Raw genomic sequence first — 18,272 nt, forward strand, 5'->3', positions numbered from 1 at the left:
CAGGGCTGTTACATAGAGTTACAAATGTTTGATTTATAATATATTAAATTCATAAGTTCTTTGAAATTAATGATACTCCATTCCATAGCTGACTTGATAGAGTCTTTTCCATTAAGACGAAATAGGTTAATTGATATATTTCTCATTATTGAAAGATTCTCAGGAGCATTACCTGATTTAGTCTTACTCTTGTCCTCTTTCATTTGTACATCTTTCACCCAGTGCAAACGATTTTCTATACCCCAATGAGAACGTATGTGATTAGCAAAGAAATCAGCCTTATTCTTAGCTACACTGCTAATATGGTAAACTATCTCTATTGTCTGACCTTTCTTTGTTTTGACATAACGTGTTGTTTCTATAATTCGCTTTATACCAAACCATTCAGGAGAAATACCCTCTAAATTTTTATAAACTTTGGTAATACGCAATTCATCACGACCTCTTAGCAAAGAACACTCTTGGTAAGTGTGCATTAAATACTTTTTTGTAGCAACATTTGCTTTTATTTGCTCAAAAAGCTTTTTTTGATTACCTTTTACTTGTACTATGTAGTCATTTTTTGACTTTATAATAGTTTCAAGAGTTTTTTTGACAATGTAAGGCATCTAAAGTGATTATTTCACCTTGAATGTCTAAGGCTTGTAAGAGTCTTTGAACGGTATAAATTTCAGATTCTTTTTTGTTCTCTAATTTATCACAAGCTAATACAATGCCTCTTTGTGAAGCAAAAACACTTATCAATGAAACAAAATTCTGATAGTTATTTTGAGTGTCTTTAATAGTTCCTGCAATAGCCTTTCCATCAACAGCAAGTGTTTCACCTTGACACATTGGTAAAAATTGGGCAGTCCACTGATTGAATTTTTGGGCAAAATCATCAAAATCAATTTCCATAAATATCCTTCTAATAGAGCCATATGTAGGTACTTTACAGAAAGTTAGATACTTTTTAAACTCCCATTGGTTTTCTTTGAGGAAACGGCCTATTTCTCGATAACCAGTATAACCTGACATTATTGCTGTTAGGCACATAATCAGGAAGTTAGGCATTTTATGGCGGATACCGCGTCTTTTTCTAGTATCCTCTATACTAGATAACATTTCTATCAGTGTCATAGACTTTTACATTTTATTAGAATGCAAAAATAGTAATTTAAAATAACTTACAAAACTTTGTAACAGCCCTGCCTTCGGAAGGGGGAACGGGGGTAGGCCTTTAAACGCAAGTGTCGTGTTGCTCTGTGAAGTTTTTTTTGTCATTTGTAATTATTTCGTATCTTTGCACCAACTTTATTTTTGATAATGAAAAGAACTATCTTTATATCATTTTTAATACTCTCGCTTTCAATGTTGATAAGTTGTGAGTCCGATGATCTTTGCGACCACAGCGTGAATACGCCTCGCTTGGTGGTGCGTTTCTACAACCAAAATAACACCCGTACGCCTTTTAGCGTGACTAACCTTACAGTTTATGGCGAAGGAAATACTACGCCTCTGGTAAGCAGTGCAACTTTAGATTCACTTGCACTACCTTTACGCTTGGAGTCGCCCACTACCTACTTGTTCCAAACCGTAGTTTCAGGTACTACCACTAGCACCGCAACTCTCACGCTCACTTATACTCCCGAACAGTCGTTCGTAAGCAAGGCTTGTGGAGTGAAAATTACTTACAACACCCTTTCAGCTACCATTCAAGATACAAATACCTCTTGGCTAAAAGGTCTTAACATCAAGAACACTACCGTAGATAATGAAAAAAGAGCTCATATACATTTGTATCATTAGTATTTGGTGGGGCTTAGGTGCAATGGCTCAAACGGCTACCCGCACGACCTCACAAACTACTATCGCCCTACCCGAAAAACAAGAAGCCCCTGTGTACAAACAGCGGTATGGCTTGCGCGTAGGTGCCGACCTGAGCAAACTGGTACGCCCTTTCTTTGATAAGGATTACTACGGACTCGAATTGGTAGGCGATTACCGCCTAACAACCAACTACTACTTCGCTGCTGAACTCGGTATGGAAAAAAGAACTAAAAACGAAGATTTCTTTACTTACTCTACCGAAGGTCAGTTTTTACGTGCTGGCTTCGATTATAACACCTATGGCAATTGGTATGGTATGGAGAATATGATTTACGTGGGGGCTCGCTATGGCATTTCGCTCTTCTCTCAAGACCTTACCTCGTATATTATTCATAAAGATAACCAATATTGGAACGAAACTATCACAGGCTCCGACCCTTCTTTCTTAAAGAAATACGACGGACGTACTGCTCATTGGTTGGAACTCGTTTTGGGCATTAAAGCGGAACTCTTGCACAACCTTTACGCAGGAGCAAGCGTGCGCGTAGGTCTTTTGGTGGCTCAAACGGGCAGTAGTGGTTTCCCTAACTACTATATTCCTGCCTTTGGTCGGGTATATGAAGGGAGTCGTTTTGGTGTGAATTTCAACTATACTCTCAGCTATCTCATTCCTCTTTATAAAAAAGAGAAAAAGAAAAAAGAGACAGATACCCAAAAAACTAACTCCTCTCCTACCCCTTCAGCTCCTGCTAAAAAACCAAAAGGAAGAAGATAATAACAAATGACAAGTTACGAATGAATAGATATATTACTTTTTTTCTGCTATTAGTTTGTTCTGTAGTTTCTGCTCAAGATGTGGAGACAATGCTTACCGAAAAAGTAAAACTCCTTGACAAAAGTTATGCTACTAAAGAATTGCAGACTTTAGCTAAAGATTTTGAAACTCTTGCCAACACAGTGCCTTCGCATTGGCTCGCAAATTACTATGCGGCTTATGTGAACATTCGCCTTGCCGACCAATCATCGGGAGGGTCTATTGACAGTTATTGCAATCTGGCAGAAAAGTACATAAAGATAGCTGAAAAACAACCCGATGCCGACGCATCGGAAATCAACGCTTTATACGCCTATCTGTACAGTGCAAAAGTCAAAGTAAGCCCGATGTTTCGCGGAGCTAAATACGGTAAGCTGAGTCGTGAGTATTCCGAGAAATCTATTAAGGAAAATCCCGAAAACCCAAGACCCTATCTCATTCGTGCTATCGGTATTTACTTTACACCCAAAGTATTTGGTGGGGGAGTAGCGAAAGCTAAACCAATGCTCAATAAAGCCTTAGAGAAGTTTGAACATTTTACTCCAAAAACGCCTAATCATCCTCATTGGGGCAAAGGAATGGCTGAATCAATTAACAAATAACAATTAACAAGTGCACAAAGCTGGATTTGTAAATATTATCGGGAACCCCAACGTAGGAAAATCTACTCTTATGAACGCTTTTGTGGGCGAAAAACTCTCTATTATCACCTCCAAGGCACAAACCACGCGACACCGTATTTTTGGTATCGTAAGTGGTGATGATTTTCAGGTAGTTTTTTCGGATACCCCGGGTATTATCAAGCCATCGTACGCCTTACAAGCCTCGATGATGGACTTTGTAAAGAGTGCTTTCGAAGATGCCGACATTCTCATTTATATGGTAGAAATAGGCGAAAAAGAGTTGAAAGACGAGGCTTTCTTTAAGCGCATCAACCTGTTGGACGTGCCTGTATTGTTGCTCATCAACAAAGTGGATACTTCCGACCAAAATGTATTAGAGGAACAAGTCGCCTACTGGAAAGAAAAAGTGCCTAGCGCCGAGATATATCCTATTTCGGCTTTGCGCAACTTTCAAACCGAAGTGGTGTTTAACCGCATTATAGAACTCTTACCCGAGTCACCTGCGTTTTTCCCAAAAGACCAACTCACCGATAAACCAGAGCGTTTCTTTGTAAACGAGATTATACGCGAAAAGATACTATTGCATTACAAAAAGGAAATCCCCTATTCGGTAGAAGTAGAAACCGAAAGTTTTGCCGATAGCGAGACTATCATTCACATTCGCTCAGTGATAATGGTAGAACGCGAGAGCCAAAAGGGGATTATCATAGGTCATAAAGGGGAAGCCTTAAAACGGGTAGGCATTGAAGCTCGCACCGATTTAGAGAAGTTTTTCGGCAAACAAATACACTTAGAACTTTTTGTAAAAGTAAATAAAGATTGGCGTAGCAATGTGCGACAATTGCGTAGGTTTGGTTACGATATCAAATAAAGAAAAATGTACATAAAAAAGATTATAAAAATATTTGTCATCGTCTTTTTGCCCTTTTGTATACAGTTGTTTGCTTCAGGGCGTAATAAAACACGTACCGTAAAAGAGGTGGTAGTAGACCATCAGGACGAGAATATGTATGTAACCGATGATGCCATACGGCGCACTATCTTCAAAGACCCACAAGCAAAACACCCTATGGGACTCCTCCGTTTAAGTGAAATCGAAAAACTCTTAGACAACAATGTGATGATTGAGAAATCAGAAGTATTTTGCACTATCGACGGCACTCTGAATGCTAAAATCAAACAGCGAGAGCCTATTGCACGTGTATACGACGGCAATGGAGTGTATTATATGGATACACAAGGAAAGAAGATGCCTCTTTCAAGTTCTTATTCAGCGCGAGTGCCTATTCTCAGAGGTAATACTGAGCGCTATTGGCAAGCCTCCTACGCGCTGATGCAGTTTATCCAAAATGACCAATGGATGGCAGAGAATATCACCGAAGTATTGGTAAAACCTAATGGCGAATACGATTTTTTGATGCGTGTACCTACTTTTAAAGTTGTTTTTGGCAAGTTTGAAGACGAAGCGCTCAAGAAAGCAAACCTCAAAGCCTTTTACAAGCAATTGGAGAAGACCAATAAACTGAATGAATATAACACCGTAAACCTAAAATACACCAACCAAGTGGTGTGTAGAAAATGAGACAATTAGTCAATTTACTAATGTATCAATTCAATTATAGAATAACAAAAACAGAGGTTACTTTATTGAGTAACCTCTGTTTTTTGTCAATTATCAATTGTCAATTATCAATTCTTCTTTAATAAATACCATTTTACAGTTTTCCGTATACCTTCTTCAAACTGCAAGGAAGGTTCCCAACCGAGTTCATTTTTCAATTTAGTAGCATCAATAGCGTAACGGAGGTCGTGACCAGCACGGTCGGTTACGAAAGTGATGAGCTTTTCGGAAGTACCTTCGGGGCGACCTAACTGTTTATCTACCTCTTTGATGATAACCTTCACCAAATCGATATTACGCCATTCGTTAAAGCCCCCAATGTTGTAAGTATCGCCGTCTTTTCCTTGGTGAAAAATAGTATCAATAGCACGAGCGTGATCTTCCACAAAAAGCCAATCGCGGATATTTTCGCCCTTGCCATAGATAGGTAGTGGCTTATTATCTACAATATTATAGATACACACGGGTATTAACTTTTCAGGGTACTGGTGAGAACCGTAGTTGTTAGAGCAGTTTGAAATCACCACAGGCAATTTGTAAGTGTTATGGTAAGCTCTCACAAAATGGTCAGAGGAAGCTTTAGATGCCGAATACGGTGATTGAGGGTCGTAAGGTGTTTGCTCTGTAAAGAGGGTATTATCCATTTCTAGGGCTCCATACACCTCATCGGTAGAGACGTGATAAAAGCGTTTACCTTGCATATTATCTTTCCACGATTCACGAGCTGCTTGCAAAAGGCTCAAAGTACCCATCACGTTCGTTTTCGCAAAGATAAAAGGGTCTTCAATACTTCTATCCACGTGACTTTCGGCAGCGAGGTGAATAATCCCATCAATGCAATGTTCAGCGAAGAGGGCTTTCATACGCTCGTAGTCGCAAATATCCGCTTGTATAAAGGTATAGTTAGGGGCATTGGCTACATCGGCAACATTTTCTAAGTTACCAGCATAAGTAAGCTTGTCTAAGTTAAAAATGTGATAGTCGGGGTATTTGTTTACAAATAGCCTTACGACGTGAGAGCCAATAAAGCCAGCTCCTCCTGTGATTAAGATATTTCTTTTCATTTGTTTGTCATTTCAAAAACTAATTCACCGCCTTTTAGAAGGTCTTGGTGAGAAATATGCCATTGGGTATATTCTTTGCCGTTGAGTTTTACGGATTGGATATATTTATTGTCTTTAGACACATTTTTAGCAATGATTGTAAAAGTCTTTCCGTTAGGCAAGTGTATGGTTACTTTATCAAAAAGTGGACGACCGAATTCATACTCGGTAGAAGCTGGGTTCATAGGATATAAGCCCATAGCACTCCAAATGTACCAAGCCGACATCTGTCCGCAATCCTCATTACCACTGAGTCCGTTAGGGGTAGTGTTATACTGAGTTTGCAAGATGCGATCTACCCAATATTGAGTTTTCTTAGGTTGTCCTGCTACGTTGAACATATAGGCAATATGGTGGCTAGGTTCATTGCCGTGTGCATACTGACCTATGAGTCCTGAAATATCAGGAGAGGTGTTATCACCGGTGATTTCAGAACTTTCGGTAAAGAGTTTTTCTAAGTGTGTTACAAAAGGTTCATTGCCTCCAAATAAGCTGATAAGTCCTTGTACGTTGTGAGGCACAAACCAACTGTGTTGCCAAGCATTACCTTCGGTATAGTCGGTGTTTTCGCGGTGGTCGGAGCGTTTAGGGTCAAAAGGTGTGCGCCATTTACCGTCGGTACTTTTACCGCGCATAAAGCCCGTTTCTTTATCAAATAAATAAGTGTAGGCTTCAGAGCGTTTGGTAAAGAAGTCGGCATCTTCGGTTTTACCTAAGGCTTTAGCCATTTGCGCTACACACCAGTCGTCGTAAGCGTATTCAAGGGTAATGGTAACCGACTCGTCTACCCCTGCGTTATAAGGTATGTAACCATATTTTTTGTACGCTTTGAGTCCCCGTGCGTCTTGCATCATTGTAGTTTTCATTGCCTCATAAGCCTTTTCAGCATCAAAACCACGTACGCCTTTAAGGTAGGCTTCGGCAATCACTGCTACCGAGTGATAGCCCGTCATTGTATTGGTTTCATTGCCATAAAGTGTCCAAACGGGTAGCACTTTGTGCACTTGATAGTAGGCTAACATAGAGTTGATAATATCAGCAGTTACTTTGGGTTGCAAAAGGGTAAGCAGTGGGTGCTCGGCGCGGAAAGTATCCCACAGAGAAAGGGTAGAATAAGCTGTGCCTTCTGTTTTTGCGATCTCATCGTTTTGTAGGCGGAACTGACCATTTTTATCAGAGAAAGTTACAGGCGCTACTTGTGCGTGATAGAGGGCAGTATAGAAAATTGTTTTGAGTGAATCGACAGGGGTTTCTACTACTATACTGCTGAGGGTCTTCTCCCATTGTTGTTGTGCTAATGATTTGGTTTTATCAAAATTAGGAGCGTTGTATAACTCCAAGTTATCTAAAGCATTTTCTTCACTTACTGACGAAACGGCTACTTTTACCTCTAACTTCTCATCAGTATTATCAAAGAAGATTTGCCCTGAAGTAACATCATCTTTGTGTTTTTGATAGGTAATATTTTTTATAGGCTTAGAAAACTGAATCGCAAAGAACACTTTTTGGTTTTCAGCCCAGCCAGTACTATAACGATAACCTGTAATAATATTGTCGTTATTATTAGCGTCTAACTTCTTATCCGATTTGCTAAAAGAAGTTTTGGTAGGGCTATCCCAGTTGATTGCAAATCCCAAGTTCAATAGTACTGATTGTTCTGCACCTTTTTCAAAGGTATAACGATGTACAGCATAACGTTGTGCCGCAGTGAGCTCTACATTCACTTTGGGGTCTTCTAAATACACTTGGTAATAGCCAGGTTCTGCTTTTTCGTTCTTGTGGCTGTACTTCGATTTATAAGGCACCATATCGCGAAACTCTTGGGCATTCACAGGGTATTGCTCTTTGCGTCCGTATTTCAGTACACTGAGGTCATATTCTTTAGTAGTAGGCATTAGCAAGATGTCGTTTAGGTCGCCTATACCTGTACCACTAAGGCTCAAATGTCCAAAACCTACCATAAGGCTATCGGAATAGTGGTAACCTGAGCACCAATCCCAGTTGCTGAGACCATTCACTGGGCTCACTTGTATCATACCGAAAGGCGTAGTCGCTCCAGGGTAGGTATGTCCGTGTCCGCCAGTACCAATAAACGGGTCTACATAGCTGATAAGCGGTTTTTGAGGAGTTTGCGCTTCTTGCTCAGAAGCTGTTTTAGATTGATTACAAGCCCCTAGTACAAAAGTAGAGGCTACCAAAAGAGTAATATGTTTTAACTTCATTGTAATAGCAATTAAGTATTTTGGGCAAAGATAATAAAATAACAACGAATAGCAAAATGTTTTTGAGGGCTTTTCTTTCTCATTGTTACTAAATATAGGGTATAACTTTTATCTGAGCATTTTCGTATTCTGCTAAAAATACCTCAGAAGGATTGCTGTATCCTGTCTTTTGTAGCTCTCCAAGTAGCCATTCTTCGCTTTTATCTACATCTTCCAGCACGCTTTTTTGAATAATCCCATCGGTAATGACAGGATATTTGGGGTTTTCTTCTCCTGCCAACACGATAATGAGTTCTCCATTCTGTTCAAGTACCGCTCTTTTTACCTCTCTGATATAGTATACCCCTTCTTTGCGCAGTTTGAAAGCGAGTTCGTGTGCCGTAATTTTAGCTTTTTTGCAGGCGGCTATATCTATCTTACCACGATTGATAACAATCACAGGGGCGCCGTCTATAAACCTCCTAAAAGCTTGGTTTTTAGTTTTTAACTCACGTAACCCTATGATAAGGAATGCCCAAATAGCCAATACGATAGCAAACTGAAAGATACTCACCGATGGACTGTAAATTACACCTCCAATAATACCCCCAAGTACGTAATTTTGCACCTGATCCATTGCCGAACTCGGTGCCAAATTACCCTTGCCCGATTTGTTGATGATTAAGGCAAGAGCCAACAATCCTAAAAGCAATTTTAAAATACATCCAAATAGAAAAATTCCTCGGATTCAATATAAGGAATTGTATACATAATGTTAATCAGAAAATGAGAAAATTAGCAAATGGGGAAATTAGAAAGAAATATTAAGCCCTACTTCAAGCGAATGATAGTCCTTTTTTATAGGTACAATAGGGGCAGAGTCGTAGATAAGTCGGTAGGTACCAAGTATACCTATGGTAGGCGTAATATTGTATTTAAGGTCGATAGCCCCACCATAGCGCGCTTCCTTAAAAGTACTATCAGGTCTAGTTTGATGAATGGCAGTAGTGGTAAGCTCCCATTTTTCACCTATTCGAAGTTTATAACTGAGCGATAAATGACTTTTGATACTACGACTGTAAGCATAAGTAGCCTCAACGTTATCGGGAGCAGGATATTCCCATTTTTCGTATTCAAAGAACAAGCCCACCGCAGCAAACATCAGCGAGGATTGAGTATTCAGCAACCGATAACGCGATTGTAAGCCGGTAGAAATCTTGTGGTTCATTCCCCTGCTCTCTGCCCATTGCGACTCAGCATAAGGATACACCTCAAAAGCGTGGTCTAACAAGTAGCGGTACTCCATATGCACATAGCCACCACTTAATATTACTTGACTACCATAAGTAGATAACTCAAATTTGTTAATTACATTAATAACCCTATTGCAATTGATGAGCAAGTTGAGGTTAGCCGTATTTTTAAAAGTGAAGACATCTTCTTTTTCGGTTTTAAAATCCAAGATAGGCATTAGGCTCCCTTGCAGAGTTTTGGTGCTGTCTATCGTCATAGTAAGATTTTCCGAAAAAAGCATTTGTGAATAGGCAGAAGCCGAAGACAATAGCGCCAATAACATATAAAGTAATCGTTTCATCGTTTTTAAGCATATATTTAATAAGGCACAAAAGTAGAAAATCAATCGCGAATACACAAAAAAATCTCACTTAAAACCAATGCTTCATACCTTTTTTATAACAATTTTCCAAGAGAAGTTTTTCACCACATTACCCTCATCATTCATCACTCGTCATTCATTTTTTCTTCCCTTTTCCGTCATCACATTCCCCCTTTGAACGGAAGTCCGCGAGAGCGGAGTATGTGAATAGGGGGAGGTTTCTTTTGATTTTCCGTCATACTCCCCCCTAGTACCTATGGCCTAAGGCCTAGTGCCTATTCCCTTTTCTTTCGTCTCGAAACCCCGCTTTTAACATTTTTTTCACTATTGTATTACAGTAAAAATCAACTACTTATATACCCTTTCTATACCAATCGTCCAAGATTCGTATAAGCTTCCTATAAGCTCTCTATAAGCTAATCATACCCTCCTCACACCCTTTTTTCACCAAAATTCCTCCCGACTCACTTCCGAACTCCTTCGTTTCCTTCCGAATCCTCCTAACAGTCCCAACCTATCGCTTTTTCATCTCAAAGTTTTTGTCCGTGCGACACACACCTCTCCATTAGCTAATTTCCAAATTTTTTAATTTGCTAATTCTCTCATTTGCTAATTAATCTCAGTTATATATAATACTGATTTACAGCTATGTTTACATTGTAATCTGTAAAATCCAGCAACGCAGTTGCCAATTCGTGCCCACCATATTTTTCAATTATCAATTGTCAATTATCAATTGTCAATTGAAAAACTATCCGTGTAATCTGTGTGTAGTCTGCGAGCTGGCATAGCAGAGTATGTCTTTAAAGGCAACTTGTTGCCTATTTGTTTGATTTTTTCAAAGATTTGTAAGATTTCTGTAGCGTAAGCTACACTTTCCTTACATCAAACTCGCATTAATAAAAAATTATCTGGGAAAAATCAGTGCAAGATTTTAAAGCAGTCTATAACACTACCTAATCCGTTCCAAGTACTCTGTCGGACTTTCGTTGTAAAAATCTTTAAAGCATTTCGCAAAGTAGGAAGGAGAAGAAAATCCTACTTCATAAGCAACTTCCGAGATGCTCTTGGCTTTGCTGTTGAGCAACTGCTTAGCGTATTTTACTCGTATAGTGCGAATAAGCTCATTAGGCGAATAGTCAGTGAGCGATTTAATTTTGCGATATAAGTTAGAACGCGACAAACCTAAGGCGTCGGCTATTTCGTCTATATTCAGTTCAGGATTGGCGATAGAGTTCTCTACGTAATGCGTAAAATCAGTGATAAACTGCTGTTCTACCTTACCTAAAGTCTCTTGTTTAGTTTCGTTCAAGAGGAAATTACTAAAACTCTCACGTATCTTCTTACGGTTTTCTATGAGCTTGCGCACCCGTGTTTTCAGTAATTTTATGTTGAAAGGTTTCGCAATATAGGCATCGGCACCACTCTCAAAACCTACTTGCTTTTGCTCGTCTAACGCATAAGCGGTGAGCAAAATCACAGGAATATGATTAGTAGCCACGTTAGTTTTTATCAACTGACATAAATCAAAACCATCAGTCTTGGGCATCATCACATCGCTGATTACTACATCGGGGAGGTGCTTTTTAGCGACTTCAAAGCCTTCTTCACCGTTTTCAGCTTCGATAAGGTTATAGTCATCACTGAGGATATAGCGAATAAACTGACGCATATCCTCGTTGTCTTCCACAATCAGTACAGTAGGTTTCTCCGAAGCCGTTGGAGAAGCCGGTAGTTTGAGCTTCTCGGTAGGTGCGGGCAACGAAGGCAATAAGTCGAGATGGGTTTCTATGTAATTGCTGTCGTATACCGCTTTTACCGATACTTGTTCTTGAGTGAAAGGCAGGCGAATGACGAAGGTTGTCCCCTCCCCTTCTGTACTCTCTACGCTGATGGTACCGTTGTGTGAGGCTACTAAGGCTTGCACCAATGCCAAGCCAATACCCGAACCTTCGCTATCGGGATTTATTTTGTAGAAGTGTTCAAACACCTCATTTTGTTTGTCTTTTGGGATATATGAACCGCTGTTGAACACACGCAGCACAGCTACTTCTCCTTTGGAAGGTGGTAGAGGGAGGTCTTCTTTAGTTAAAGAAACATTGATACTCCCTTCTTGAGGTGTGAATTTCAGTGCATTGGAAAGCAGGTTGAAGTAGATTTTCTCCACTTTTTCCTTATCGAAAGCCATTTCAAAAGAAGTGTCTTCGGCAACAAACTGAAAATTGAGTTTCTTTTGCTTGATACGGTCACTAAAAAAAGAATTGAGTTCAGTAAGAAACCGTTTTAGATTGCCCTTAGTGAAGTACATTTGCATCTTGCCATTCTCATAACTGCGGAACTCAATTACTTCGGAAATGAGATGCAAAAGTCGGTTGCTGTTCTTTTTGATGAGGAATAACAAGTCTTGTTCTTCTTTGGGGAGTGAATTGTGAGCCAAAAGAGTCTGCACAGGACCTAAGATAAGCGACAACGGCGTTTTGAACTCGTGAGAAATATTGGTAAAGAAGAGTAATTTGGCTTGGGTCGCCTCTTCTAATTGCGCCGAGATTTCCTCTAAGCGTTCTTTTTGTTGTTGCAATTCGGTAGCCTGACGTTTGATTTCTTCATTTTGTTTTTCTAACAGATTATTTGCACGACTCTTGGTGCGATATGCTCTGATAGCTATTGCCAAAAATATGGTAATCAACACAATGGCAGTAATAGAAATGTAGAAGAGTGTGCGCTGAGTAGTATGCTGAATAAGGCTCTCACTCAGCTGCTGATTGATATCCTCTATCTTAGCTTGTTTTTGAGCAATTTGCTCTGTTTGCAACTGTAAAATACGCACGTTGCTCTTGTCCACCACAGTGGTATTTAGGATATTCTCGCGCTCAAAAGGTTGTTTATGGAGTATTTTCATTGCAAGGTCAATAACCTTTTCTCCTCCCGTAGGATAGATAAACGACGCGTCTTGCACGTTGTTCTCTATATTGCTAATTCCTTCTTGTTGTAGCGCATCTACCCCTATGATAAAGGGTATCTTACCGTTGAATTGCATCGCTGCTTCGTGAGTACCCGCTGCCATTGGGTCATTCATTGCAAACACAAGGTCGATATTGGGGTGTTGCTGAAAAAGTTGTTGCATTTGCACTTTGGCATCTGCTTTGAGGAAGTTGCCCCAGGTCTCGGCTACTATTCGCACCTCAGGAGCGTTCTTAAGGGCATCTACAAAGCCTTTATGGCGTTCTGCATCGGAGGTAGAGCCTTTGGTACCTCGCACTTCGGCTATATTACCTTTGCCTTTGAGAATACCTATTGCATAGTGTCCCGCTTCTTTTCCTATTTGGTAATTGTTAGCTCCCACATAGGCAGTATAACTCTCAGTAGCAATTTTCCTATCTACCAAAATCACAGGAATACCCTGCTGGTAAGCCTTTTCAATAACTGGGGTACACGCTTCCGACTCATTAGGCGAAACGACAAGCACATCTACCTTTTGTTCTATAAACCACTCTATATCGGCAATTTGCTTAGGAGTATCGTCTTTCACACTGCGAATCAGTAGCTCAGTATTGGCTTGGTAAAGGGCTACTTCGCGTTTTAGCTCCTCGTTCATCGTTTGTCTCCAAAGGTCTTCACTGCACTGCGACACCCCTATCACATAACGGGGGTTTCGCTCCCTTTGGCAAGCTAAGCAAGCAAAGAGAGCGAAATATAAAAAAAGTATATGATACTTCCTAAAAGTCATTTTATCTAAACAACTCTAAATGAGCATCGGCAAGGCGAGGCATCGCACCGTGTTGCTGACATACGTAAGCCGATACTTCTACCGCCAATTGATGCGATTGGGCAATACTGCGACCATTGAGGTAAGAGGCTACAAAAGCAGCTGTGAACGAGTCGCCAGCTCCTACCGTATCGGCGATAGTAACCTTAGGCGTACCTAAGAACGATTTTTCATTAGGCGTAAACACATAGCTACCTCTTGTACCTTGTGTTAGAATAAGGAATTTGAGGTTATATTTCTCCAATAGGCGCTTACATACCTCTTCATCAGTTCCTTGCAAATTGAACATTTCAGCTACTTTCACTATCTCCTCATCGTTGATTTTCAATGCTGTTGCCTTGTCTAACGAATCGGCGATTACCTCTTTGCTGAAGTATTTCAAGCGGAGGTTGATATCGAATACTTTTAGACTCTCGGCAGGCATTAAATCTAAGAACTTGTGGATAGTAGCGCGCGATATTTCACTGCGCTGTGCCAACGACCCGAAGCACACGGTATTAGTGTTCTTTGCTAAGTTCTCAATACGCGAAGAGAATGGAATATTGTCCCACGCTACATTTTCGCTAATCTCATAGGTAGGCACCCCGCGACCGTCTAACTGTACTTTTACAGTACCTGTGGGGAAATCAGTCTTCTCAATGATGTAGTTGAGTTCTTTCTCTTCTAAACTTTTTAGTATTTCCTTACCGAGGAGATCGCCTCCAATGGCACTCACAGCATAGCCGTTGAAACCAAATTGCGACACGTGGTAAGCAAAATTAGCAGGCGCACCACCTAATACTTTTCTTTCAGGGAAAACATCCCAAAGGATTTCTCCCAATCCTACTACTGTATTTTTCATTGTATGTTATGTTATCCTCTCCCCTGCCCTTCCCTTGGGGGAAGGAGGCAAGAGTGTTGTTGTTAATTCTTTTTCAGCGTACAAAGTTATAAATTCTTTTTGAGATTTCCTACTAATAGTAATAAATACTATCAGTCATCAAACCTTTTTGACTAATCCGACTTATACAATTTGTAGGGCTCTCTAACGACTAAGTGTTAGCATTTGCTTTGAGTCGGGTGCTCATTAGCAATAGGTATAATACTCCTATGCTGAGGACAATAAGGGCACCTATCTGTGAGCCGTTCATTGCATCGGAGGCTAAGCCCATTGCAAAAGGGAAGATAGTACCGCCAAAGAGTCCCATAATCATCAAGCCTGATACTTCGTTTTTCTTAGTAGGGTTCTGCAAGAGGGCTTGCGAGAAGATGATTGAGAATACATTGGAGTTGCCAAAACCTACCAAAGCAATAGCGGTGTAGAGCATTGTCTTATCACTGAAAAAGAACAGTATCGCCATTGAGGCTACCATACAAAGTACACTGAGAGTAAAGAAACTCTTAGGAGATACTTTGGTGAGAATATAAGCTCCTGACAAACATCCTATGGTACGGAATAAGAAATACCAGCTAGTGGCAAAAGAGGCTTGGGTAGTGGTAAGTCCTAAACGTTCCATAAAGATTGTAGGTGCTGAGGCATTAACTCCTACGTCTATCCCCACGTGGCACATAATACCAATGAAACACAAGAGTACATAAGGGTTAGCAAGCAGTGCAAAACACTCGGCAAAGGTGGCGTTTTTACTGTCGTTTTTCTCTTCTTCAATATGGGTAGCACCCAGCCACAAGAGGGTTACTACCGAGATAGCTACAAAAAGCAGGAAGAAAAGTCGCCAATCATTGAATTTATCAAAGCAGAAGCTCATCAGCAAGGGGGCAGAAAACGAGGCTATCGCCTTGATAAACTGACCAAAAGTGAGTGAACTCGCGAGTTTGTCGCCTTTTACGATGACTGACATCAGAGGGTTTAGCGATACTTGCATTAGAGTGTTACCAATACCAAGCAAGGAGAAAGCTACCAGCATAGTGGTATAGTTGTAACTGATAAAGGGCACTACCATTGCTAAGATAGTAATCACTAAGCTGAGGAGTACAGTTTTACGACGACCTATTTTGCTCATCAGTACGCCTGTGGGCACTGAGAAAAGCAGAAACCAAAAGAATACCATTGCGGGGAGCGCTTTGGCGGTGGTTTCGGTCAAGCCAAAATCGTCTTTTACAAAGTTAGAGGCTGCGCCTACAAGGTCTACGAAGCCCATACAGAAGAATGATAGGAGTACGGGCAATAAATATTTTAGATAGTTGTTATTCTGTTGCATACTATGAATATATTATTAGTCTCACACACTCCCCTCTCCTTGTGAGAGGGGCAGAGGGAGAGGTTTATTATTTCAATTTATAGACAGTTACATTGTTAAGGGTGAGGGTACCTTTGCTGGTATTGAAGCGGAGGGTATTGTACACTTCGGTAGGGAATACGGCATTGGTTTGTACTACTTCGCCGTTGTTCACAAAGAGCTCGGTTGAGGCTTTGTCTACCAATAAACGTACGGTATAGCTTTTCTTAGCTGTTAGCGGTGCTTTGATAAGCGTTTCGGCGAAGTTAGCATTGAAGGCTACACTGCTCTTACTGCGGTCTACCGATAGGGTTTTGTTAGCTCCATCGAATAGGTATTTGATAGTTTCACCTTTGGTATTCTCGAGAGCGAATGAAAAAGTATCGGTTTCATTAGGGGTTACCGTGAAAGTGAGTTCGTAAGCCCCTTGATTATTGGGCAAGAAGTTTTCGAAGGTTATAGCATCGGAGGTGTTGGTACGTGTTTTATCACCTAAAAGTACCGCTTCACGACGCAAACTCTCCAACTCTTTTACGGGCTCACTGGCTACTACCAAATGCTCGCCATTATGCACCAAACGCAAAGTGCGCGCAACAGTCATCGCGCTACGGAAATTTTGAGTAGGGGTTTCATTGGCGTAATCCCAGTTGCTCATCCAGCCTATGAAGAGACGACGACCATCGGTAGCGGGGACATTACTCCACGTTACACCTGCATAATTATCGCGTCCGTAGTCTAACCAAAGCGGATAGTTCATAGTATCAGGGGTGAAGGTTTTGCCATCGAAATTACCGATAAAGTACTGAGTAGCACTTCCGCCGTTAGGCCCACCTGGGTTGATACTCACGAAGAGCACCCATTTGGTTTTTCCTTCATAAGTAAGAGGGAAGAGATCGGGGCATTCCCACACACCGCCGTGTCCGCCTAAACCTTCTCCAAACTCACTGAGGCGTGTCCATTCTTTTAAATTCTTAGAGCCATAGAAGGTAATCGTTTGCGTAGTGGCAAGGCTCATCACCCATTGTTTAGAGGGCGCGTGCCAAAATACTTTCGGGTCGCGAAAGTCGATAATATTGGCATCGGTGAGGACGGGGTTGCCTTCGTATTTGGTGAAGGTCTTTCCGCCATCGAGGCTATAAGCAATAGATTGTGTTTGGCGGTCGCCTGCTGAAGTGAAAATAGCCACCATAGCACCTTTGCCAAAGCCAGCAGTATTCTCGTGGTCAATCACGGCACTGCCTGAGAAAATCGCTCCTAACTTATCGGGGGCTAATACATAAGGCTTGTATTCCCAATTCACCAAGTCTTTGGAAACAGTATGACCCCAGTGCATATTACCCCAGCGTGCACCATAAGGATTATATTGGTAGAAGAGGTGGAATACTCCGTCGAGGTATACCATTCCGTTAGGGTCGTTCATCCAGCCGTATTGAGGGGTGAAGTGGTATAGCGGACGGTATTTTTCGTTGTAGTTGAAGTTATATTCAGCCGACTGTTTGATTTCGGCTAATCCCATATCGGTAGTTTTGGCTACTGCGAAAGTAAGGGTTACTTTCTTGCCTTTGTACGCCTCGATAGCGATAGGTACCCAGTAGTCTATTTTGTTTTGGGCGATGCGAATGGTCATTGGCTCGCCTATAAGGGTACCGTCTACCGATAGTTGGACTTTGTTTTCGGTTGCTTGGTCTTCCACAGGAATGAGCAAGTATTTGTCTTTGGCTTCAAAGGTGCGGGTGTAATCAGTCATAAAAACGCTTTTTTGTTTGTTGCCTTGTTCGATTTGGTCGATGAGGATATGCCCCCAGCCGCCACGTTGGTTATCGACAATGCGGATAGTGGCTTTCTTGTTTTTATAGGGTTTTACGTCCCAAGTGAGCCATTGTAGGGTTTCTGTTTCGTAGAGAGAACGCGATTGTAGCACACTCTTTCCGTCTACCAAAAGCTCGATGTAGGTGTCGGCGTGAGTGCCTCCTCCTATGAGGAAGTTGATGTAATCACGCTCGATGGTGAACTCTTTGGAGGTTAGCACTCCTCGAGAGTCGTCACCGTTGTTGAAGCTGTTAGCAAGGTGTTTCCCTTCAAAGCCTGTTACGGGCTGCTGACCGGTATAGCTACCCGTGGCGGGAGTCGCGCCAAAGGCATCGCCTTCTACCGTCCAATTGGCATAAGTGCCTGATTCGAAGTCCTCGATAATGAGGTCATCTGTGTTTTGCTGGCAGGCAGTGAGCGTTAAGACTCCTAATCCTGCTATTAGTTTGTTATTCATATACTTTTTCATATCTCTTTTTATTTAAAAGATGGTACAAATATATATTATTTTTTTTGAATTAGCAAATAAGTAAACTAATTCCTCATCTTCATTTCCTCTCACTAAGGAGAGGGATGAAGCTGAGACTTATAAAGTAATGAAAGTATCTGTTTTTGAGGTAAAAGATAAGATGTTTATACCCGTCCTTCGCCTTAGGTTCGCTTTAGCTTCGCCTTAGACTCATCTTTTGTTCGTC

Annotated in this window: 12 protein-coding genes and 2 pseudogenes; 5 read left to right on the top strand and 9 right to left on the bottom strand. The window is 41.1% G+C overall.

The window, feature by feature from the left end; genetic code table 11:
• Nucleotides 1-8: 8 nt before the first annotated feature.
• Nucleotides 9-1,119, bottom strand: a pseudogene (locus ACSQ7D_RS07035) (ISAs1 family transposase).
• A gap of 231 nt (nucleotides 1,120-1,350) precedes the next feature.
• On the opposite strand from ACSQ7D_RS07035, the gene ACSQ7D_RS07040 reads away from it, so the two are divergent.
• Genes ACSQ7D_RS07040 through ACSQ7D_RS07060 form a run of 5 tightly spaced genes read left to right on the top strand, consistent with a single transcriptional unit; the run spans nucleotide 1,351 to nucleotide 4,828 of the window.
• On the top strand, nucleotides 1,351-1,788 hold the full coding sequence (locus ACSQ7D_RS07040; protein WP_016479154.1) for a DUF6452 family protein: 438 nt from the start codon (nucleotides 1,351-1,353) through the stop codon (nucleotides 1,786-1,788).
• A complete protein-coding gene (locus ACSQ7D_RS07045) occupies nucleotides 1,754-2,584 on the top strand; it encodes a DUF6048 family protein (RefSeq protein WP_437135751.1) in 831 nt (276 codons plus the stop codon). The genes ACSQ7D_RS07040 and ACSQ7D_RS07045 overlap by 35 nt, the downstream gene beginning before the upstream one ends.
• 20 nt (nucleotides 2,585-2,604) lie before the next feature.
• Nucleotides 2,605-3,225, top strand: a complete 621-nt coding sequence (locus ACSQ7D_RS07050; protein WP_278590123.1) for a hypothetical protein — start codon at nucleotides 2,605-2,607, stop codon at nucleotides 3,223-3,225.
• Nucleotides 3,226-3,235: 10 nt separating this feature from the next.
• Nucleotides 3,236-4,117, top strand: a complete 882-nt coding sequence (gene era / locus ACSQ7D_RS07055; protein ID WP_437135752.1) for a GTPase Era — start codon at nucleotides 3,236-3,238, stop codon at nucleotides 4,115-4,117.
• Nucleotides 4,118-4,123: 6 nt separating this feature from the next.
• Entirely contained in the window at nucleotides 4,124-4,828 is a 705-nt protein-coding gene (locus ACSQ7D_RS07060) for a cell division protein FtsQ/DivIB (protein ID WP_437135753.1), read from the top strand.
• 107 nt (nucleotides 4,829-4,935) lie between these two features.
• Here ACSQ7D_RS07060 and rfbB read toward each other — a convergent pair whose 3' ends face one another.
• The 8 genes and pseudogenes from rfbB to ACSQ7D_RS07100 form a co-directional block, all read right to left on the bottom strand.
• The gene (gene rfbB, locus ACSQ7D_RS07065; protein ID WP_437135754.1) at nucleotides 4,936-5,931 is read right to left on the bottom strand and encodes a dTDP-glucose 4,6-dehydratase; all 996 of its coding nucleotides are present in this window, start codon (nucleotides 5,929-5,931) and stop codon (nucleotides 4,936-4,938) included.
• Nucleotides 5,928-8,192 carry a GH92 family glycosyl hydrolase gene (locus tag ACSQ7D_RS07070; RefSeq protein ID WP_009418795.1) on the bottom strand — a complete coding sequence of 755 codons (2,265 nt, stop codon included), beginning with the start codon at nucleotides 8,190-8,192 and terminating at the stop codon, nucleotides 5,928-5,930. Before ACSQ7D_RS07070 ends, rfbB begins: the two co-directional genes overlap by 4 nt.
• Before the next feature lie 88 nt (nucleotides 8,193-8,280).
• Nucleotides 8,281-8,942, bottom strand: a pseudogene (locus ACSQ7D_RS07075) (DUF421 domain-containing protein).
• Nucleotides 8,943-8,982: 40 nt separating this feature from the next.
• Nucleotides 8,983-9,765, bottom strand: a complete 783-nt coding sequence (locus ACSQ7D_RS07080; protein WP_323977899.1) for a hypothetical protein — start codon at nucleotides 9,763-9,765, stop codon at nucleotides 8,983-8,985.
• Between the two features lie 973 nt (nucleotides 9,766-10,738).
• The gene (locus ACSQ7D_RS07085) at nucleotides 10,739-13,513 is read right to left on the bottom strand and encodes an ABC transporter substrate binding protein (protein WP_437135755.1); all 2,775 of its coding nucleotides are present in this window, start codon (nucleotides 13,511-13,513) and stop codon (nucleotides 10,739-10,741) included.
• A 1-nt stretch (nucleotide 13,514) separates the two neighbouring features.
• Complete coding sequence (locus ACSQ7D_RS07090; RefSeq protein WP_002673142.1) at nucleotides 13,515-14,393, bottom strand: carbohydrate kinase family protein; 879 nt, start codon at nucleotides 14,391-14,393, stop codon at nucleotides 13,515-13,517.
• Between the two features lie 190 nt (nucleotides 14,394-14,583).
• A complete protein-coding gene (locus ACSQ7D_RS07095; protein ID WP_178957624.1) occupies nucleotides 14,584-15,750 on the bottom strand; it encodes an MFS transporter in 1,167 nt (388 codons plus the stop codon).
• Nucleotides 15,751-15,817: 67 nt separating this feature from the next.
• Nucleotides 15,818-18,034, bottom strand: coding sequence for a GH32 C-terminal domain-containing protein (locus ACSQ7D_RS07100; protein ID WP_437135806.1), 2,217 nt, complete (start codon nucleotides 18,032-18,034; stop codon nucleotides 15,818-15,820).
• Nucleotides 18,035-18,272 lie beyond the last annotated feature (238 nt).

The sequence above is a fragment of the Capnocytophaga sp. G1920 genome (assembly GCF_051417515.1).